At 75.5% G+C, this 20722-nt stretch carries 15 protein-coding genes; 6 read left to right on the top strand and 9 right to left on the bottom strand.

Annotated elements, in window-relative coordinates; all coding sequences use genetic code 11:
- Positions 1-29: 29 nt before the first annotated feature.
- On the bottom strand, positions 30-878 hold the full coding sequence (locus tag AB0C21_RS17125; protein ID WP_500205078.1) for a universal stress protein: 849 nt from the start codon (positions 876-878) through the stop codon (positions 30-32).
- Positions 879-1110: 232 nt separating this feature from the next.
- Here AB0C21_RS17125 and AB0C21_RS17120 point away from each other — a divergent pair, with 232 nt between their 5' ends.
- Entirely contained in the window at positions 1111-3426 is a 2316-nt protein-coding gene (locus tag AB0C21_RS17120; RefSeq protein ID WP_500205077.1) for a heavy metal translocating P-type ATPase, read from the top strand.
- A gap of 138 nt (positions 3427-3564) precedes the next feature.
- Positions 3565-4155: a flavodoxin domain-containing protein gene (locus AB0C21_RS17115; protein WP_500205076.1), complete on the top strand. Its 591-nt coding sequence runs from the start codon at positions 3565-3567 to the stop codon at positions 4153-4155.
- Here AB0C21_RS17115 and AB0C21_RS17110 read toward each other — a convergent pair.
- Complete coding sequence (locus tag AB0C21_RS17110) at positions 4142-5788, bottom strand: ABC transporter permease (RefSeq protein WP_500205075.1); 1647 nt, start codon at positions 5786-5788, stop codon at positions 4142-4144. The genes AB0C21_RS17115 and AB0C21_RS17110 overlap by 14 nt on opposite strands.
- Positions 5785-6669: an ABC transporter ATP-binding protein gene (locus AB0C21_RS17105; protein ID WP_500205074.1), complete on the bottom strand. Its 885-nt coding sequence runs from the start codon at positions 6667-6669 to the stop codon at positions 5785-5787. The genes AB0C21_RS17110 and AB0C21_RS17105 overlap by 4 nt, the downstream gene beginning before the upstream one ends.
- Before the next feature lie 287 nt (positions 6670-6956).
- On the opposite strand from AB0C21_RS17105, the gene AB0C21_RS17100 reads away from it, so the two are divergent.
- Complete coding sequence (locus AB0C21_RS17100) at positions 6957-7373, top strand: Hsp20/alpha crystallin family protein (RefSeq protein WP_500205073.1); 417 nt, start codon at positions 6957-6959, stop codon at positions 7371-7373.
- Positions 7374-7584: 211 nt separating this feature from the next.
- On the top strand, positions 7585-9048 hold the full coding sequence (locus tag AB0C21_RS17095) for an MFS transporter (RefSeq protein WP_500205072.1): 1464 nt from the start codon (positions 7585-7587) through the stop codon (positions 9046-9048).
- Between the two features lie 73 nt (positions 9049-9121).
- Here AB0C21_RS17095 and AB0C21_RS17090 read toward each other — a convergent pair whose 3' ends face one another.
- From AB0C21_RS17090 to AB0C21_RS17075, 4 genes are all read right to left on the bottom strand, one after another.
- Positions 9122-9985, bottom strand: coding sequence for a universal stress protein (locus AB0C21_RS17090; RefSeq protein ID WP_500205071.1), 864 nt, complete (start codon positions 9983-9985; stop codon positions 9122-9124).
- Positions 9986-10134: 149 nt separating this feature from the next.
- Complete coding sequence (locus AB0C21_RS17085; protein ID WP_500205070.1) at positions 10135-11070, bottom strand: baeRF2 domain-containing protein; 936 nt, start codon at positions 11068-11070, stop codon at positions 10135-10137.
- Positions 11071-11145: 75 nt separating this feature from the next.
- Positions 11146-12006: a universal stress protein gene (locus AB0C21_RS17080; RefSeq protein WP_500205069.1), complete on the bottom strand. Its 861-nt coding sequence runs from the start codon at positions 12004-12006 to the stop codon at positions 11146-11148.
- Between the two features lie 256 nt (positions 12007-12262).
- Positions 12263-12988, bottom strand: coding sequence for a hypothetical protein (locus tag AB0C21_RS17075; RefSeq protein ID WP_500205068.1), 726 nt, complete (start codon positions 12986-12988; stop codon positions 12263-12265).
- A gap of 261 nt (positions 12989-13249) precedes the next feature.
- On the opposite strand from AB0C21_RS17075, the gene AB0C21_RS17070 reads away from it, so the two are divergent.
- Complete coding sequence (locus AB0C21_RS17070; protein ID WP_500205067.1) at positions 13250-13819, top strand: Rv1733c family protein; 570 nt, start codon at positions 13250-13252, stop codon at positions 13817-13819.
- Between the two features lie 31 nt (positions 13820-13850).
- On the top strand, positions 13851-15227 hold the full coding sequence (locus tag AB0C21_RS17065; RefSeq protein ID WP_500205066.1) for a wax ester/triacylglycerol synthase family O-acyltransferase: 1377 nt from the start codon (positions 13851-13853) through the stop codon (positions 15225-15227).
- Between the two features lie 54 nt (positions 15228-15281).
- On the opposite strand, the gene AB0C21_RS17060 is transcribed toward AB0C21_RS17065, so the two are convergent.
- Both AB0C21_RS17060 and AB0C21_RS17055 read right to left on the bottom strand, forming a co-directional pair.
- Entirely contained in the window at positions 15282-17996 is a 2715-nt protein-coding gene (locus tag AB0C21_RS17060; protein WP_500205065.1) for a cation-translocating P-type ATPase, read from the bottom strand.
- 13 nt (positions 17997-18009) lie between these two features.
- Positions 18010-20652 carry a bifunctional acetate--CoA ligase family protein/GNAT family N-acetyltransferase gene (locus tag AB0C21_RS17055; protein WP_500205064.1) on the bottom strand — a complete coding sequence of 881 codons (2643 nt, stop codon included), beginning with the start codon at positions 20650-20652 and terminating at the stop codon, positions 18010-18012.
- Positions 20653-20722: the final 70 nt, after the last annotated feature.

Below are 20722 nucleotides of genomic sequence, written 5' to 3'. Positions count from 1 at the left end.
CCCAGGCCGCTGCCGATGTTCCGTCCGGATCAGCCGGCGGGGATGACGGCGACGGGGCACTGCGCGTGGTGGATGACCCCGTGGGAGGTCGACCCGAGCCGGGGAGAGGTCCAGCTCCGGTCGTGGGCGCCGACCACGACCAGGCGGGCGTTCCGCGACGCGTTGGCCAGCGCGGTCACCGGGTGCTCCAGGACGACCTCGTCGGCGACCTCGACACCGGAATGCCTGCTCCGCACGGGCTCGCAGGCCGCGGTGACCTCCTTGCGCAGGTCCTGCTCGATCTGCTCCGCGTCGACGGCGTAGCCGGCCTCGATCAGCGTCGCGAACGTCTGCCACGCGTGGACGACGCGGAGCCGAGCGCCGTGGAGCGCGGCGGCCTCGAAGGCGTACTCGAGCACCGGGCCCGCCTCCTGGGCCAGGTCGATCCCCACGACGACCTCGCCGGTGTCGGAGGCGTCGCCGCGGACGATCACCACCGGCACCGCGGAGTGGCCGGCCAGGCGCAGGCTCGTGGACCCCAGCATCAGGCTGGCGAACCCGCCCCTGCCGCGGCTGGCCACCACCAGCTCGAACGCCTTCTCCGACTGCGCCCGCAGGGCCTGCCACGCCTCCTCGGCGACCAGCTCGGTCGTCGTCTCGAGGTCCGGCCACCGCTCCTTGACGCGCTCGCGCGCCGCCGCCAGGACCATGCGCCCGGCGCGGGTCATGCGCTCGGCGGTCTCGGGCGGCGCGAACAGCGGCGCCTTGTAGGGCCAGCTCTCCACGGCGTGGACGATGTGCAGGGGGCGCTCGCGCAAGGCGGCTTCGGCGGCGGCCCAGTCGAGGGCGCTCGCCGCCTCGTCGGAACCATCGGTGCCGACGACGATCGGCTCGGACATCGCGTCTCCTCACATGCGTTGGCGGCGATCGCCTCCTGCGAGGCGATCCGGCGCGCACAGCGGCACGGCCGCTCCTTTCCACGCTCCCTCGCCTTCCGGCGCGCCCCCTAGGGACGAAGGTCCCCATGTCAGGCACCCCCTCGTCCCCCCGGCCGCGAGCCGACCGCCCCTGGGGCCCCCGCTCGCGGCCTGGGAGCGTGGACGAAAAGGACTCACACAGGCGGCGAGGTGGATGGCGGTCAAGACCGCGTTCGGTCGGAACGCTCACGAACTGCTCTTCGTCCTGACGGCCGGCGGGCTGGCGGCGGGCGCCGCGGTCCGCTGGACGGTGGGCGCCGGCGCCGGAGATCTGATCTGGCTGGTGACGACGGTGGTCGCGCTCTGCCCCGCCGTGTGGTGGGTCGTGGACGGGCTGCGGCACCGCAGGTTCGGCAGCGACGTGATAGCCGTCCTCGCACTGGGCGGGACGATCGCCGTGGACGAGCCCCTCGCCGGCGCCGTCATCGCCGTGATGCTCACCGGGGGGCGGCTGCTGGAGGAGCGTGCCGGCCGGCGGGCCCGCCGCGACCTCAGTGCGCTGCTCGCGCTCGCGCCCCGGGTGGCGCACCGCCGGAGCGAGACCGGGCTGGTGACCGTCGACGTGTCCGAGGTGCGGCCGGGCGAGCTGCTGCTGGTCCGCTCCGGGGAGACCGTGCCCGTGGACGGGCTGGTGGAGAACGGGACGGCGGTGCTGGACGAGTCCACGCTCACCGGGGAGTCCCTGCCGGTGGAGCGTCCCGCCGGGGACGTGGTGCGCGGCGGCACGGTCAACTCCGGAGGCCCCTTCGACCTGCGCGCCACCAACGACGCCCGGTCCAGCACCTACGCCGGGATCGTCCGGCTGGCCGAGGAGGCCGCGGCCGAGAACGCGCCGTTCATCCGGATGGCCGACCGGTACTCGGCCGTCTTCATCCCGGTCACCCTGGTGCTGGCCGGAGCGGCGTGGATCGCCGCCGCGGACCCGGTCCGGGCGGTCGCGGTGCTGGTCGTCGCCACGCCCTGCCCCCTGATCCTCGCGGCGCCCATCGCGTTCGTCTCCGGCCTGTCCCGGTGCGCCCGGCGGGGCGTCGTGGTGAAGGGCGGCAGCACCCTGGAGCGGCTCGCGGGCGCACGGGTCCTGCTGTTCGACAAGACCGGCACGGTCACCACCGGGCGGCCCGCGCTCTCCGAGATCATCCCCGCCGATCCGGCCGGCCGCGAGGATCCGCTGTTCCTCGCGGCGTCGCTGGACCAGGTGTCCCCGCACGTGCTGGCCTCGGCGATCGTCCGCGGCGCCCGCGAGCGCGGGATGCGCCTCGCCGAGCCGTCCGACGTCGAGGAGCGCGCGGGCCGCGGCGTCCGGGGCACCGTCGAGGGGCGCCGGGTGAGCGTCGGCAAGGCGAGCTGGGCCGGCCGCGCCGACGCCGCGTGGCTGGACCGGGTCCGCGGCCGGGCCGCCGCCCGCGGCGCGATCACCGTGTTCGTCGGGGTGGACGGGCGGCTCGCGGCCGTCCTGCTGCTGCGCGACCGCATGCGCCCGGACGCGCCGCGGACGTTCCGGCTGCTCCGCCGGACGGGCATCGGCCGCGCGGTGATGGTGACCGGCGACCGCGCGGACGTCGCCGGGCCGATCGCCGAGCTGGTGGGGGCCGACACCGTGCACGCCGGGCTCTCGCCGGCCGGGAAGGTCGAGGTCGCCAGGGACGAGAGCGCCCGCGCGCCCACCGTGATGGTCGGCGACGGGGTCAACGACGCGCCCGCGCTGGCGGCCGCGGGCGTCGGCGTCGCGCTCGGCGCCCGGGGCGCGACGGCCTCGTCCGAGGCGGCCGACGTGGTGATCACCGTGGACCGGCTGGAGCGGCTGGCCGAGACCCTCGCGATCGCGCGGCGCACCCGGTCGGTCGCGCGCCAGAGCGTCCTCGCCGGGATGGGGCTGTCGCTGGCCGCGATGATCGTCGCGGCGCTCGGTTTCCTGACCCCGGCGGCCGGGGCGCTGCTCCAGGAGGGCATCGACGTGGCGGCGATCCTGTCCGCGCTGCGCGTACTCGGCCCGGGCCGCGACCGGGCGCCGCGCCTTCGCGGGGACGAGGCCGACCTCGTCCGGCGGCTGGACGAGGAGCACCAGGCGCTGTGGCCGCGGATCGAGCGCCTTCCCGCGCTGGCGGACGCCGCCGCGGGCCCCGCCGGGCGGGAGCGGGACACCGCCGCGGAGGCGCTGTCGGGCTTCCTGTCGGACCTCGCGGCCCACGAGCGCAAGGACGAGCGGCTGCTCTATCCGGCGGTCGCGCGCGTCCTCGGCGGCTCCGACCCCACGGGGGCGATGAGCCGCGGGCACACCGAGATCGCCGAGCTGGCCCGGCGGGTCGGCGCGCTGCTGGAGGAGCTCCGCGCCGCGCCGGCGGCCCCGGAGCCCGCGAGCGACCTGAGGCGGACCGTCCAGGAGCTCTACGCCGTCCTCCGGCTGCACTTCGCCCAGGAGGAGGAGAACTATTTCGTGCTCGCCGACGTCCACGGCCCCGCCGAACCCTGACGAGCCGGGGAGCGTGTCCGGCGCCCGCAGGAGGGACCTCCGGCCCCCGCGCGAACGGCCGGTCGCGGGACGTTCGGCCCTGGGGACGAGCGCGGGCAGAACCGAAGCTGAGGGTGAGACACCGCCGGAGGTGAAGAAATGACCATATTGGTGGGCTACGCCACCGCGCACGGCTCCACACGGAGCATCGCCGAACGGATCGGCACGCTGCTGGCCGAGCGCGGTTTCCAGGTGGACGTCCGCTCCATGGCCGAGGTGGAGGACGCCGGCGCCTACGAGGCGTTCGTGCTGGGCAGCGCGATCCACGACCGCGCCTGGCTGCCCGAGGCGGTCGACTTCCTCGAACGCGAACGCGACACCCTGGCCGGCCGGCCGGTGTGGCTCTTCAGCGTCGGGATGCCGGCCGCGCTGCGCGGCCCGTGGCGCAACTTCGGGGCCAAGGAGAAGGGCCTCGTGCAGGACGAGCTCCAGGAGCTGGTCACCGCCCGCGACCACCGCCTGTTCTCGGGGGTCTTCCGCCGCGAGCACACGTCCCTGGTCGGGCACCTGCTCTTCAGGGCGATGGGAAGCCGGTACGGCGACTACCGCGACTGGGCGCGGATCGACGCGTGGGTCTCGACGATCGAGCCGCGGCCGGGGCTCCGCAAGCACAGCCGTCCGGGCACGCGGCCCGTACGGCCCGCACCGGCCGGGCAGGACCGGCCCCAGCGGCCGATCACTCGCCGGTGAGGTCGCGCCGTTCGAACAGCAGATGACCCGCCCCGGCGAGCACCACCGCCAGTGCGGTCATGACGGCGGCGGCGACGGGCTGGAAGGGTTCCGCCGGGACCTGCGCGAGGTGGTGGAACGGGGAGGCGTCCAGGACGGCGTCCGGCCAGCCCAGGGCGGGCCCGATCGTCTCGATCAGATAGCCGGCGACGACCGCCGCGACCGAGCCGGGGACGGTGAGCCGGGGCCGGGCGCCGAACAGCAGTACCGCGAGGCCCGTGGCAAGGGCCACCACCGGGAGCGGGTTGAGGACGGCGGCCAGCGTGTCGGTCAGGCCCACGTCGGCGCCCGTGGCGGCGGCGCCGGCCCACATCGCGGCGGAGGCGGCCAGCGCGAGCAGCAGCGACGACGCCAGGGCCAGCAGGACGTGCCCGCCCAGCCAGCGGCGCCGCGTGACGGGCCGGACGAGGACGTGGTCGAGCCGCCCCGCGGCCTCCTCGGCGCGGGCCGCGCCGATCCGCCAGCACGCGTACAGGGCGATCAGCAGGCCGATCAGGACGCCCATGGCGCCGACGAAGCCGTCGGCGACGTCGCCGGCGTCCCAGCCGATCCGCTCCAGGACGCGCTGGTAGTTCGGGTCGTCGGCGACGAAGTCGAGCACGGTCGCGATGAGGGCGCCGGCGACGAACGCGTACGCGGCGATGCCGAGCAGCCAGCCGGCCAGCATGCCCCGGGTGCTGCGCCAGGCGAACGCCGCGGGGCTTCCGAGCAGCCCGAGCCGCGTCCGGGCGTGGTCCGGCTCGCTGAGCAGCGCGCCCCCGGTGTCGCGGCGGGTCCGCAGCGCGACCGCGACGCCGCCGAGGACGACGGGGGCCGTGAGCGTGACGGCGAGCGCCGCCCAGTTCGGATCGCGGTAGGGGTGCAGCTCGTCCAGCCAGCCGAAGGGGGTGAGCCAGCGCAGCCCGCCGCGGGAGTCGGCGCTGTTCGCGGCCATCCGGAGCAGGAAGAGGGCGCCGAAGGCGGCGGCGGACACGCCGGTCACCCGGCGCCGCGCCGGGAAGAGCTGGGCGGTCACGGCCGCGACCGCCGCGAACGTCGCGGCGAATCCGGCCAGCCCGAGCCCGAACAGCAGCGAGCCCGCCGCACCGGTCCCCAGCACCGCCAGCGGGACGGCCGCCGCCGCGCCCGCGACCACCGCGGCGCCCGCGAGGACGCCCAGCTGCACCGCCGCGGCCCGCGCCGGGCGGATCGGCGCGGCGAGGACCAGCTCGGCGCGCCCCGACTCCTCCTCGCCCCGCAGCAGGCGGCCCGCCACGAGCAGCGCCCAGATGCCGACCACCGCGGCCAGCACCCAGCCCGCGTCCCAGACGACGAAGCCGCCGGTCGTGTCGACGGCGTGCGGGACGCCCTGGAGCATCCGCATCGCGGGGTCGTCCGACAGCGCCGCGAGCCGCTGCCGCGAGGCCCTGTCGGGATACGTCTGCTCGTAGGTGAGGACCTCGACCACGACGTAGAGGGCGACCGCCGCCGCCAGCCAGCCGAGCCCGCGCCGGATCAGGCGCAGGGTCAGCCGGGCGGCGGGGGCGTCCGCCGGGCGGTGTCGCTCCGCGCGCGGACGGGTCACGGTGCGCTGGACCGGGGCGGCCCTGGTCATCTCTCCCCCTCGTAGTAGCTCAGGAAGATCTCCTCCAGCGTCGGCTCGTGGCTGCGGAGCCGGACCAGCGGGCAGGCGCTCAGCCGGGACAGCGCGGCGGACGGGGACCCGGTGACGGACACGCGGACGCCTCCGTCGATGGGCTCCACCCCGGTCACGCCGGGCACCCCGGACAGGTCGGGCACCGGGCCGTCCACGACCGCCTCCAGCACCGTGCCGCCCAGCCCGCGCAGGTCCTCCAGCGCGGCGACCTCGATCAGCCGCCCGTCGCGGAGGATGGCCACCCGGTGGCACACGTCCTGGGCCTCGTCGAGGATGTGGGAGGACAGGAAGACCGTCTGCCCCCGGCCGGCGGCCTCCCTGGCCAGCGCCTGGAACTCGGCCTCCATCAGCGGGTCGAGCCCCGCCGTCGGCTCGTCCAGGAGCAGCACGTCCGGCCGGGTCATCAGCGCCGCGATCAGCGCGAGCTTCTGGCGGTTCCCCTTGGAGTAGGAGCGGGCCCGCTTCCCCGGATCGAACCGCAGCCGTTCGACGAGCTCGTCCCGGAACGGCGCGTCGACGCGTCCGGACAGGCGGCCCAGATAGGTGAGCGTCTCCAGCCCGGTCAACTGCGGCCAGAGCGCGACGTCGCCCGCCACGTAGCCCACGTGGCGGTGGGCCCGCTCGACGTCCCCGGCGGGCACGTCCATGATCCACGCCTGGCCGGCCGTCGGCCGGACGAGCCCGAGCAGCATCCGGATCGTCGTCGACTTCCCCGCGCCGTTCGGCCCCAGGAAGCCGAAGATCTCTCCGCGGCCGACCTCGAGCCGCAGCCCGTCCACCGCGACCACCCGCCCGAAGTGCTTCGTCAGGCCCTCGGTCCGTATCGCCCACGCGTCCACCGCGCACCTCCTCGCCCCCATGCCCGACGGTAGGCGGATGATCAGCGGGCGGCAGCGGCCGAAGGTCCCGAAGGCGGCGCCGATGGCCCCGACCGCGGAGCGCGGAAGGGGCACCGCCCGCGCGCGGTTCCGGGGCGGGCGGGACGGACCTTCGTCCCGGGCCGAGGGGACCCAAGTCCGTAGGGGCCCGGTGGCGGCGGAGCGAGCATGAAGTCGGGCACCCCGGCGGCGGGGACGCAAGGACGCTCCCCGGCGGCGGCGGATGTCCGCGAGCCGAGGGAGGCATCATGAGCGAGATGGAGCGGCGCGAGACGCGCGGGATCTTCCCGGACCTGTTCGACTGGATCGAGTCCCCGCTGGCCATGTTCCGGAGCGGCACCGGCCAGGCCATGCGGGTCGAGGACTACATGGACGACGGCGTCCAGGTGATCCGTGCCGAACTGCCCGGCATCGACCCCGACAAGGACGTCGACATCACCGTCGCCGGCGGCGTGCTGCGGATCCACGCCGAACGCCAGGAGGAGAAGAAGGAGGCGCACCGGTCGGAGTTCCACTACGGCTCCTTCACCCGGTCCTTCACCCTCCCGGCCGACACCAGGGTCGAGGACATCAAGGCGTCCTACGACAAGGGCATCCTCACCGTCCGCGTGCCGGTGTCCGAGGCCGTCAAGGCCGAGGCCAAGCGGATCCCCGTCGAGAGGTAGCACCGGAGCAGAGCAGAGGGCCTCGGATCGAGCACTCGATCCGAGGCCCTCGGCTTTCCGGACGGCGTCCCTCGGACTTCTACCCCTACCCCGTATACGTGCGTCAGATCACCCTTCGAGCACCTCCATGAGCCCTTGCCCTTCCCGATATACCCCCGTAGGGTAAGCCGCACTTTGCAGAAATACCCCCTAGGGGTACATAGGAGGGGACATGTCCACTCGTTCCGCACCCGCCGCCGGCCGCCGCTGGTGGGCGCTGGCGCTCATCGCGGCCGCCCAGTTCATGGTGATCATGGACACCTCGATCATCGGGGTGGCGCTGCCCCGCATCCAGGACGACCTGGACTTCTCCCAGGAGGACCTGTCCTGGGTCTTCAACGCCTACGTCGTCGCCCTCGGCGGACTACTCCTTCTCGGCGGCCGGCTGGCGGACCTGTTCGGCGCCCGGCGGATGTTCTCGGCCGGGTGGGTGGTCCTGCTCGCCGGGTCGGCAGTGGCCGGCGCCGCCGGCACCGTCGCCGTCGAGCTGACCGGCCGCGCCCTGCAGGGCGTCGGCGCCGCGCTCATCGCGCCCGCCGCGCTCACCCTGCTGATGATGCTGTTCGGCTCCGAACCGCGCGAGCTGACCAAGGCGCTGTCCCTCTACGGCGCGGCGGCCCCCGCCGGAGGCACCGCGGGGGTCTTCCTCGGCGGCGTCATCACCGAGTACGCGTCCTGGCCCTGGGTCTTCTACATCAACATTCCGATCGCCGTCCTGGCGCTGGCGGCCGCGCCGGCGCTGATGCCGGGCGGCGGCGGGAGCGCCCGGGGATCGGTGGACGTGGTCGGCGCGCTCACCGTCACCGCCGGGCTCGGGGCCGTCGTCTTCGCCGTCGTCCGCGCCCCCGAGGTCGGCTGGGGCGCGGCCGCGACCTGGGCGGTGCTGGCCGGCGGGCTGGTCCTGCTCGGCGTGTTCCTGGCCGTCCAGGCGTCCCGCCGCAGCCCGCTGATGCCGCTGTCGATCTTCCGCGCGCCGAACCTGGGCGCCGCCAACCTCGCCCAGTTCCTGCTCGGCGGCGCGTGGATCCCGATGTGGTTCTTCCTGAACCTCTACCTGCAGCGGGTCCTCGGCTACAGCGCGTTCCCCTCCGGCGCCGCGCTGGTCCCGATGACGGCACTGATCATGCTGGGGATGATCGTCCTGGCGCCGCGGGCCATCGGCCGCCTCGGTCCGAAGGCCACCACCGTCACCGGGCTTGTCGTGCTGGCCGCCGGGATGGGCTGGCTTGCGCTGATCCGCCCGGACGGGAACTACTGGGTGGACGTCCTGCCCGCGTCGCTGGTCGCCGCGCTGGGCATGTCGCTGGCCTTCATTCCCTCCCTGGGCATCGCTATCTCGGCGGCCCGCCCGGAGGAGGGCGGCCTGGCGTCCGGCATCGTCAACACCGGCTACCAGGTCGGTTCGGCGCTGGGCCTGGCCGCGATGACCGCCATCGCGGCCTCCTTCGGCGCCGGCCGGCTCGGCGACCTGCCCGCGCTCACCGACGGCTTCTCCGCCGCGTTCACCGGGGCGGCGCTGGTCGCGCTGGCCGGCGCGGCGCTGGCCGCCGTCACCCTGCGGACCCCGCGCCCCGAGCCCGAGCCCGAGCCCGCGCCCGCGCCGCGGACGGAGCACGAGAACGCCCCGGGGCACTGACCGGAAGGCTCCGGGAGCCGCGATGCGGCCCCCGGAGCCTTCGGAGGAACCGGGGAGGGATGCCCGTGCCCGCTCAGGTCGCGTGAACGACCGCGACCGGGCAGGGCGCGTGGTGGACCAGGGCGTGGCTGACCGAGCCGAGCAGCAGGCCGCGGAAGCCGCCGAGGCCCCGCGAGCCGACGACGAGCAGGCGCGCCTCCTCCGCGGCGCTCATCAGCACCTCGCGCGGCTGGCCGGTCACGATGTCGGACTGGACCTTCACCTCCGGGTGGAGCTCACGCGCGGGGATCATCATCCTGGCCAGGCGGGCCTGCGCCGCCTCGCGCATCCCGGCCTCGTCCACCAGCGGAGGGTTCACCCTCTCGGGCACCGCCTCCCAGGCGATCACCGCGTGGACGTCCCAGCCGTGCGCGCCGGCCTCGGTGAAGGCCAGCGCCAGCGCCTCCCGGGACGCCGGCGAACCGTCGACGCCCACCACGACGTGGCCGTGCACCTGCTCCGGCGGCGGGACGAGCTCGCCCCGGACGACCACGACCGGGCACGGGGCGTGCGCCGCCACCTGCGCGCCGACCGAGCCGAGCACCAGTCCGGCGAAGCCGCCGAGCCCGCGCGGGCCGAGCACGATCATGTCGGCGGCGCGGCCGGCCTCGATCAGCCTGGCTGCCGCCTGCCCCCGGGCCAGCACCCCCCGCACGCTCAGGTCCGGCGCGACCTCGCGGACGTGCGCGACACCGTTGTTGAGGTTCTCCTCCGCCACGCCCCGCAGGTCGACGACCGGCATGGCGATCGGCCCTCCGACGTAGACGTCCCACACATGGAGCACCGTCAGGGAGAGTCCCCGGGCCTGAGCTTCGCCTGCGGCCCACTCCAGTGCCTGCACACCGCCCGTGGAGCCGTCGTAGCCAACGACCACACCGGTGATCTGCTCGTCGTTCATGAGTGAACTCCCCTTCAGGGTTCCTGCCTTGTCGATCTCAGCCTCTCCTGCGGGGGCGTGCCGCAGGAGAGTCGACGGTCCGGAGGAACAGGGACCTTCGGCCCTCCGGCCGAGGGCCTCTCGCGGGTCGGCCCGCGGCCCCGGGCCCGTCAACCGCCGAAGCGGCACAGCGCGCCGATGCCCTCGATCGGAGCGTGGGGCGTGCCCGGTGGAACGAGCCGGGCGTCGGCTCCGGTGAGCAGCGCGGCCCGCAGAGCGACGTCGATCAGGGGGGCGGCCTCGATCACGGGGGCGCCGTCCGCCGGTGCGCCCGGACGCGTCCAGGCGTCCGGGCTCAGGGCCGTCCGCCCGGACGCCCGGTCGAACCACGCGATGCGCCGGTCCGCCGGGTCGTCGACGACGACCAGGGCGCGGACCCGGCCGTGCGAGAGGGCGTCCAGCGTCGCCGCCGCGCCCTCCGCCACCCAGTCGGCCGACCCGCCCGCCTCGGCGATGCGCGCCAGGAGGCCCCGGTTCCGCTCCGCGACCCAGGCGCGGACGTGCTGGTCGACCGGAGGGGCCAGACGCCGCCCCGAATCCTCGCGGGTGAGGACGCACGGCACATGCCGGACGGAGACCCTGCGCCGCACCCCGCCCGGGATGCGCTTGTCGATGTCGTACACCACGCGGATGTCGCCCGCGAGGAGGAGCAGTTCCGCGGGACTGCGAAGGAGCCCGTCGCAGAGAGCCTCGGCGACCCGGACGGCGTTGCGCTCGTCCGGATCCGCCGGCGAACGGTTGTGCCGCCTTCCGGAGCCCCGGACGGCACGCCTCACGCCGTCGTCCGGGCCTGTGGCGGTGCGCACGATCCGCTGCTGGAGCCCGCCGTGATGGATCTCGATGTCCGCGCCCTCGCGGTCGGCCAGGGCGAGGGCGTAAGGCGGCCTCTCCTGCAGCCAGGCCACGAGCGGGCGCACGTACGGGACGGGTGCGCGGACGAGGACGTCGGACAGCCGCACCCCGGGCATCTCGAACGCGTTCGGCGCCGGTCCGCCCGACACGATCCGGCGCAGGTCCCTCATGCCGCTCTCGGCGTCCGTCCTCATGATCCCAGCGTCCGCCCGCGCCCGCCCCCGAGAAAGGTTCGAAGGTCCGGTCATGTGGGGCCGTTCGGGCAGATCTCAAGAATCGCCGGCGCTCTCCAGCGGGACCACCGCGATGGGGCAGACCGCGTTGTACAGCAGCCATTGGGCCACCGAACCGAACGCGGGGTGCGCGGCCCCGACCACCAGGAGCCGCGCCTCCTGCGCGGCCTCCTGCAGCGCCTCGGGCGGCGGCGCGAGGGGGTTCTCGGGGTGGGTGAGGACGTCCGGGTGCCGCTCCTGGACGACCGCCACGGCCCGCTCCATCGGGTCGTGCGCGGACGAGTGCCGGACCGCGGGGCCCGGCGCCTCCTCGGCCTCGGCACCCGAGTAGACGATCTTCAGGGGCAGCCGGCGCAGCTCCGCCTCGCGCGCGGCGAAGGACAGCGCGCTCTCCGCGGCCGGCGAGCCGTCCACCACGACCACGACCGGCCGCACGTCCTCGGGACGGGGCAGCGCGCCGACTCCCCGGACCACGATGACCGGGCAGCGGGCGTGCATGGCCACGTGCGCGGCGACCGAGCCGACGGGCACGCGTGCGAGCCGGCCGAGCCCGCGCGATCCGAGCACCAGGAGCTCCGCGCCGGCCGACAGCTCCGTGAGCCGCTCCGCCGCCGACCCCTCCTCCGAGACCGGCCGGACCGCGACCCCGGCCGTGCGCTCCCGGGCGCACTCGACGCCGTGGGCCAGCACGTGCTGCGCCGCCTCGTGCAGCGACCGGCGGCCCGCCTCCTCCAGTTCGGGGGCGACTCCCTGGTACGGCCAGTGCCACGCGTGGCACAGCACCAGCGGCGACCCGCGCAGCTCCGCCTCGTCCAGCGCCCAGTCGAGCGCCTGCATGGCGTAGACCGATCCGTCGAAGCCGACGACCACCTCGCGGGCAGTGCCTCCGTCAGACATCGGGCCCCTCCGTCCCCTCCGGCCGCGTCCGCGGACGGTGCGCACGGCCGGTGGCCGGGAGGCGGCGTCCGCGGAACATGGTTGGGGGCGGGAGAAGCCCTCCGCCGCTTAGGCAGCGTTTCGAGATGGACGGTGCGTGGTCTCCCACTTCTCCGTCCCTTCCTCCTCGACTTCTCTCGCCCTACTCCATTCCACCGCCCCGCCGGGGCCCGGGCCAGGGACGAAAGTCCTTCGTTCGCCGCCCGGCCCGCGGCCGCTACCGGAGCGGCCGGAGGTCGGCTCGGCGGGCCGCGCCGGTCTCCGCGCCCTCCGGCCCCGCGGCCGCGCGGCCGGCGACGAGCCGCCGGAGGTTGCGGAACTGCCGCTGCTGCATGACGAAGTGCGCGGGCTCGCCGAAGAGCCAGGCGAACAGCCGGTTCGGTATGGAGGGCTCCCCGCGGCCGCGCGTCCGGACGACCAGCCGCGTGCACCCGTCGGGGAGCGGGCGGAGGTGGAAGGCCCAGATCCCGTCGGAGTACGCCTTGGGCCGCGGCCCGCGCGGGTCGAACGACCGTCCGGACGGCAGCTCCAGGTCGCTGCGCAGCACCAGGGTCCTGCCCGGGTCGAGGACCTCGACCCGGAAGTACGTCTCCCCGCTCGGCACCGCGGGCAGGCGGTCGCCCACCGCCACGTCCTGCCATTCGGGGACGACGCGGTCCGAGCTCGGCCGCCCGCCGTTGTCGAGCAGGTCCCAGCTGTACCAGCCGGCCCGGCCGTTCCCCATCTGCACCAGCCACGGCCAGACCGCCTCCGGCGGCGCGGGCAGCGAGGTGGCCATGGTCGACTGGCTCGTCGCGTTCTCGATCAGATCGTCGCTCGGATACCGGGCGCCCGCCTCCCTGTAGGTGGCCCCCCAGCACAGCAGCGTGGGGCGGAGCGCGAACACATAGGCGGTGGCGGCGCCGCAGGCGAGCGCGGCCCTGCGGACGTTCGTGCTCTTCACGTGCCCTCCCCCTGTCGATGACCGTTCCGTCCCACGCTGCCGGGCGGCGGTGCGCCTCCGCAGAGGCCTTCGCCACCTCGGCCGCGGGACGTTCGTCCCTCCGGTCCCGGGAGGGCCGGCGGACCGGCCGGAAGGGACCTTCGGGTCCGGGGGTGGGGACATCGGTCCGTGGCGCCCGGTGCGCCCCCGAGAAAGGCTGCTGGTGTACGCCGTTCCGGGCGACTTCCGAGGTCGTTCGGGCATCGACCCGGGGAGCAGGCCATGACGCAGACGCGCGCGGACCGCTTGCGGCGCCGCTGCGGGTTCGACGGCAACCCCCTGCGCCGCCGCGTGGACCGGGTCCAGTGGCGGGTCGGGCTGCTCCTGCTCCTGGTCTTCCTGGTCGTCGCCCCGATCGCCTGCGCGCACGCCGTCCGGTCCGTCCACACGGCGGGGGTCCGAGCCGAGCGGTACGAGGCCGCGACGCGCCACCGGGTCGAGGCGACGGTGGTCGGGGTCAGGCCGCTGGAGTCCGGGCGCGACGTGTCCGTGGTCTGGACCGGACCGGACGGTGCGATGCGGACCGGCCACTACACGAGTTGGAAGGCGACGCGGCTCGGCGAGCGGCGCGAACTGTGGGCGGGACCACACGGCGGTCTCGGCGAGACCGGACCGCGGAAGCACGTGCGGACGATCGGCGACGACGCGTCGGCCGGCGCGGCGACCGCGGCGGTGGCGGGGCTGCCGCTGCTCACCCTCTACCTGCTGGTCCGCCGGCGCTGCGACAGGCGCCGCTACCGCCGGTGGGAGGAGGAATGGGCCGACTTCGACCGCCGCTCCCGCTCGGCCTAGCAGGCCGGAGACCGCACGCCGGAGGTGCACGATGCAGCGGATGAACGCGCTGGACGCGGGGATGTTCTTCGCCGAGAACGACACGACGCCGCTCCAGATCGGCACCGTGACGGTGTTCGAGGGCCCCGCCCCCGGCCACGCGGAGCTGGAGCGGGAGATCTTCGCCCGGCTCCGGTTCGCGCCCCGCTGCCGGCAGCGCGTCCGGACGGTCCCGCTCCGCCTCGCGCACCCGGTCTGGGTCGACGACCGCCGCTTCCGGATGGCCGACCACGTCCGGCACGTGGAGGCGCCCGCGCCCGGCGGCCCGGAGGAGCTGCAGGAGCTGGCGGGCGACGTCCTCGGCCGGCGGCTGGACCTCACCCGCTCCCCCTGGGAGGTGTGGCTGGTCGAGGGCCTGCGGGACGGCCGCTGGGCGCTGATCTCCAAGGTGCACCACTGCATGGTCGACGGGCTGGCCGGGATCGACCTGCTGGGCGTGCTGCTCGACGCCGGCCCCGGCTGGTCGCCCGCCGACCCCCGGCTGTGGACGCCCGCGCCGGAGCCGTCCGGGCGGGCGGTCGTCCGCAGCGCCGTGGCGGACCGGCTGAAGGGGCTCGGGCGGCAGGCCGCCCGGCTCTTCGTCCCGGCCCTGCGCGACTCGATCACCGTCGCGAGCGCGGTGCCCGGCTACGCCGCGCGCCTCAGCGGCCCCGGCGCGTCCTCCCTCAACGGCCCGACCGTCCCGCTCCGGCGCTGGTCGCGGACCTCCGCCGGCCTGGACGAGGTGGCCCGGATCAGGCGCGCCTTCGGCGGCTCGGTCAACGACGTCGCGCTCGCCGCGACGGCCTCCGGCTTCCGGACGCTGCTGGCCGCCCGCGGCGAGCTCACCGCGGACTCGACCGTCCGCGCGCTGGTGCCCGTCTCGGTCCGGTCGGCCGACGAGCGCGGGGTCCTGGCGAACCGGGTGTCGGCGGTCCTGGCCGACCTGCCCTGCGGGGAGCCGGACCCCGTGCGCCGCCTGCGGCTGCTGCGCGAGCAGATGGACGGCGCGAAGAGCGCGGACCAGGCCGCCGGACTCGACGCCTTCCTCCAGCTCCTCGGGGGCGCCCCCGGGCTGTTCTCGGTGGCGGCGCACACGGCGCTGCGGCTGCGGCAGCCGCTGGTCCACACGATCGTCACCAACGTCCCCGGCCCCTCCTTCCCGCTGTACGCGATGGGGCGGCGGATGCTGGAGATGGACCCCTACATCCCGATCGTCGCCGGGCTGCGCGTGTCCGTCGGCATCGTCTCCTACGACGGCGTCCTGTCGTTCGGGATCACCGGCGACCACGACGCGCTCCCCGATCTGCGGACCCTGTGCGCGGGGATCCGCGACGGCGTCGACGAGCTCCTCAAGGAAGCGGCGCGGGCCGCGCATCCCACGGTCTGAAACCGCGGGACCGCCCTCCACCGCCCGGGCGGGCGCGTCGGCCCGGGCCCCTGGTCAGCCGGCGCTCGGCGCCGGGACGGCACGGGCGCGGCGGCGGTGGCGGCGGTACTCGTCGGCCGCCCAGACGATGACGGGGAACGCGGCGATGATGCCCAGGACGTCCGGCGGGAGGGCGGCGGTGCCGAAGAGGTGCTGGAAGGGCGGCAGGTAGATCAGGGCGGCGGCGAACAGGACCTCGAAGGCGATGCCGGCCAGCAGGAGCGGGTTGGTGGTGAGCCCCACCTCGCGGAGGGACGCGTGGTCGGTGCGGGAGGCCATGGCGGTGCCGATCTGGCAGGTGACCAGGCCCGCGAACGTCGCGGTGGTGGCGGTCAGGTAGGCGTGGTGGAGGGGGGCGCCCGTGCCGGTCGGGTCGCCGGGATGCCAGCCGGCCCGCCACAGCGTGTAGAAGAACACCGACATGACCAGGACGGCGGAGATCAGGCCGAGGTATCCCCACGCGCGGATCAGCATGTCCCGGGAGATGACGCCCTGGGACGACGGGCGGGGCGGACGGTCCATGATGCCGGGTTCGGCGGGTTCGCGGCCGAGGGCCAGCGCCGGGAGCGTCTCGGTGCCGAGGTCGATCGCGAGGATCTGCAGGACCGTGAGGGGCAGCGGCACCAGGCCGCCGCTGAGCGCGAACACCAGGAACGGGACGATCTCCGGGACGGCGTGGGCGAAGATGTAGAGGATGAACTTGCGGACGTTGTCGTAGACGCGCCGGCCGGATTCGACGGCGGTCACGATCGTGGCGAAGTTGTCGTCGGTCAGGACCATCGTGGACGCCTCGCGGGCGACGTCGGTGCCCGAGCGCCCCATCGCCACGCCGATATGGGCCTGGTGCAGGGCCGGGGCGTCGTTGGCGCCGTCCCCGGTCATCGCCACGATCCGGCCGTGGGCGCGCAGCGCGTCGGCGACCTTGAGCTTGGTCTCCGGCGACGACCGCGCGAAGACGATCTCGTCGTCGCCGGTCAGCAGCTCGTCCAGCTCGTGGTCGTGCACCTTCTCCGACTCGGCGACCACGCGCAGGCGCGGGACGCCGATGCCGGCCTCCGCGGCGACGGCCGCGGCGGTGGCGCCGTTGTCGCCGGTGACGATGTGGACGCGCAGCCCCGCGCCGTGGCAGCGGCGCACGGCGTCCGCGACCTCCGGGCGCGGCGGGTCGTACAGCCCGACGAGCCCGAGGAGGCGCAGCCCGGTCTCGGCGTCCTCCCGCCGTTCCGGCGGGGCGGCGCCGGGCGGCAGGTCCCGGTCGGCGACCGCCAGCACCCGCAGGCCCCGGCGTGCGAGCTCGTCGACGACGTCCATGACCGCGTGCCGGTCCGCGCCGGAGCAGCGGGCCAGCACGGCCTCGGGCGCGCCCTTGGCGTACACGGCCAGGTGGTCGTCGCGCCGGGCGACGACGGACATCATCCGCAGGCGGGCGTCGAACCGGAAGGCGGCCCGGCGCCGGTCGTCGCGCGCCGTGAGGCGGGCGGGCGCGTCGGGGCCGCCGCCCAGGACGAGGGCGATCTCGGTCGGGTCGCCCTGCAGGTCGCCGGCCTCGTCGTAGGAGACCGTGGTGCACTCGGTCATCGCCCGCGCCAGCTCGGCGGGCGGCGGTCGCTCCGGCGCCGTGACCGTGCCGCCGTCCGGGGTCCAGTACGCCTGGAGCCGCATCCGGTTCTGCGTGAGGGTGCCGGTCTTGTCGGTGCAGATGACGTTGGTGGAGCCGAGCGTCTCGACGGCGCTGAGCCGCTTGACGACCGCGCCCTGCCGGGCGAGGACCCGGACCCCGACCGCCAGCGCGAGGGTGATGGTCGGCAGGAGGCCCTCGGGGACGTTGGCGACCAGCAGCCCGATCGCGAACATGAGGGCGTCGGTCAGCGGCAGGCCGACCAGCGCCCCGATCAGCAGGAACACCACGCCCATCCCGACCGCGACCGCGGCGATCAGCCAGGCGACCCTCTTGACCTGGGCCTCCAGCGGGCTCTCCCCGCGGGGCGCGCGCTGGCTGAGCGCGGCGATGCGGCCGAGCTCGGTGTGCCCGCCGGTCGCGAACACGATCGCCCGCGCCTCTCCCCCGGTGCAGGTCGTCCCGGAGAACACCAGGTTGGGCTCGTGGAGCAGGGCGACGCCCTGCTCGGCCGGCGCCGCCACCCTGTCCACGGGCGCCGACTCGCCGGTCAGCATCGACAGGTCGAGTTCCAGGGCCCCTTCGGTGAGCCGGGCGTCGGCGGGGACCTTGTCGCCCTCCTCCAGGAGGATCAGGTCTCCCGGGACGAGGCCGGTGACCTCCACCGCCCGCGCCGTCCCGTCCCTGACGACGTGGGCCTTCTCCGGCAGGTAGGCCGCCAGCGCCTCGACGGCCCGCTCGGCCTGGTGCTCCTGGAGCAGCGCGAACACCGCGTTCACCAGGATCACGGCCAGGATCGCCCAGCCCAGCACCGCCATGCCCGCCACGAACGCCAGCAGGGCCGCGCCCCACAGCAGCAGCGCCAGCGGGTGGAGGAACTGGGCGGACAGCAGCCTGGCCAGGGACCGCTTCTCGCGCCGCCGGACCTGGTTGGCGCCGTAGACCGCCAGCCTGCGGGCCGCCTCGCGCTCGGACAGCCCGCGCTCCCCCGTCCGCAGTTCCTTGCGGAGCCGGGGCAGGGGCTCGCGCGGGTCGGCGGTCGAGACGGCCTCGTCCGCGGCGGTTTCGGGGCCCTGGTGGTGGTGCCGCACGGTCTCCTGGTGATGTCTCACGATCTCGTCCCCTTCAGCGGAGGCGGCGCAGGTAGGGGTCCCAGGCGCGCCGGGGCACGACCTTGACGCGGGCGTCGACGGCCACCACCCCGTCCGGGCGGACGACGGTGGGGTTGAGGTCGAGTTCGGCGATCTCGGGGTGGTCGGCCGCCAGCCTGGACAGCCGCAGCAGGGCCTCGCGCAGGCCGGCGACGTCGCCGGGCGGGCGGGCTGGATGGCCGAGCAGCAGGGCCGACAGGCGCGGCTCGCGGATCAGGTCGTCGGCCTCCTGCGCGGTCAGCGGGGCGAGGCGCGCGGTGCGGTCCGCCAGTGCGTCGGTGTCGATGCCGCCCGCTCCGAAGACCACGACGGCCCCGAAAACCTCTTCCTGGACGGCGCCGCACAGCACCTCGACGCCCTCGTCCACCATGGCCTGGACGACCACGCCCTCCAGGTCGTCGCCGAACCGGCCGGCGAGGCCCCGGAAGGCTTCTCGTACCTCCCGCTCCCCGTCCAGGCCCAGCCGGAGCGCTCCCGCCGCCGTCTTGTGCACGACGCCGGGCACGTGCGCCTTCATCGCCACCGGGACGCCCATCTCGCGGGCCGCCGAGGCGGCCTCGTCCTCGGTCCGCGCCCAGCACCAGGGGGCGAGGGGGAGCCCGTAGGACTCCAGCAGCCGGAAGGCGCCGACGGGCGGCAGCCAGCCGCCCTCCGGCTCCGTCGACAGGAACTCGTCGATGACGGCCGCCGCCTCCACCGGCAGCAGGCCCGGCAGCACGGGGGGCGCGCCGGGAGGCAGGCCCCGCCGCCGCGCGTAGGAGAAGGCGCGTGCGAACGCGCGGACGGCGTTCTCCGGATAGGCGTAGCAGGGGACGCCCATCTCGTTGACCCTGACGGTCTCGGCCTGCCCCAGCACGACGGCGGCGACCGGTTTGCCGCCGCCGCCGAGCGCGCCGCGCAGATCGGCGAGCGCCGTGGGCGCCACGAGCGCCAGGACGGCGTCGACGGACTCGTCCGCGGCGACCGCGTCGAGGGCCTCCCGGAACAGCTCGGCGGAGACCGCGGCCGTGGTGTCGACGGGGTTGGAGACCGCCGCGCAGGGGGGCAGCATCGCGGAGAGGCGGCGCCGGGTGGCCGGCCCGAGGACCGGGACCGTGAGCCCCGCGTCGGCGCAGGCGTCGGCCGCGAGGACCCCCGCCCCGCCCGCGTTGGACACCACCGCGACGCGCGGCCCGGCCGGGAGCGGCTGGGTCGCCAGCAGCGCCGCCGCGTCCACCAGTTCCCCGAGGTCGTCGGTGGCGACGATGCCCGCCTGCCGGAACAGGGCCCGCCGCGTGATCTCCGGGGTGGCGGCGGCCGCGGTGTGGGAGGCCGCCGCCCGCGTGCCGGGCGCCGAACGCCCCGCGAGGACGGTCAGCAGCGGCATCCGGGCCGCCACCCGCCGCGCCGTCCTGGCGAACTTGCGCGGGTTGCCGAACGACTCCACGTGCAGGATCCCCACCCGGGTCGTCTCGTCCGACTCCCACCACATGAGCAGGTCGTTCGCGCTGACGTCGTACTTGTCCCCAACCGAGGCGAATGAGGAGATCCCGATCCCCAGCCGCGACAGTTGCTCCAGCAGCGCGATCCCGACACCGCCCGACTGCACCACGACGCCCGCGCTCCCGGGGACGGGATGCGCGGCGCCGAACGTCGCGTCGAGCGAGATCGCGGTGTTGGCCGTCCCCAGGCAGTTCGGGCCGACCAGCCGCATGCCGTGCTCCCGGCAGACCGCCAGCAGGTCGCGCCCCTGGACGACGGTGAGCCCGGAGCTGACCACCACCAGCGCGCGGGCCCCGCCGCGCCCGCACTCGGCCGCCGCGCGGACCACGGCGCCCGCGGGCACGGTGACGACCGCGAGGTCGGGCCGCTCCGGAAGGTCGGCGGGCGTCGCCACGCAGGGCGCCCCGTGCAGGTCGCCACCGGCGGCGTGCGGGTTCACCGCGTACACGGCGCCCTCGAACCCGGCGGAGAGGATGTTGCGCAGGATCTCGGCCCCGACCGTCCCCGGCCGCCGGGAGGCCCCGACGACCGCGACCGTCCGCGGCCGCAGCAGCGGCTCCAGGCTCGCCACGTCCGCGCGCCGCTCCCGTTCGGCCACCGCGTCCAGGTACGCCTCGTCGGAGACCAGCGGCAGCGTCAGCTCGACCACGTTCCCCGCGGAGCGGCGCCGCGCCGCCATCCCGGCGTCGGCGAAGACGCGCAGCATCGCGGTGTTCTCCGCGAGCGTGTCGGCGCGGAAGGCCACGATCCCCTGGGAGCGGGCCAGGGATCCGAGGTGCTCCAGCAGCAGCGTGCCGACCCCCCGGTGGTGCATCCGGTCGGCGACCGCCATCGCGAACTCGGCCTCGCCCGGCACGTCGGTCGGTTCGTACTCGGCCACGCCGACCAGTTCGCCGTGCAGCCACGCGCCGAGCGCCGCGTGGCCCGCGCCGTCCGCGCGGCAGACCCGCGCCGCGACCTGCTCGGCCACGGCCCGGTTGAGGCCGAAGAACCGCAGGTAGAGGCTCTCTTCCCGCAGCCCGCGGTGCAGGTCGCGCACCGCCTCCCGGTCCGCCTCGCCCAGCCGCCTGATCTCGACCTGCGTTCCATCGGTCAGCAGCGCGAACACGCGCGCGCCGGAAAGGCTCTCGGTCATGCCCCCAGCGTCGGACGGGGCGGCCCGGCGGGTCAGCGCCCCAAGGTCACCGGTCATCGGGACCTTCGTC

The organism is Spirillospora sp. NPDC049024 (assembly GCF_040649235.1).
In the GTDB taxonomy this organism is placed as follows: Bacteria; Actinomycetota; Actinomycetes; order Streptosporangiales; family Streptosporangiaceae; genus Spirillospora.
The sequence above is the reverse complement of the archived record's forward strand: the minus strand, read 5'-3'. Positions and strand labels throughout refer to the sequence as shown.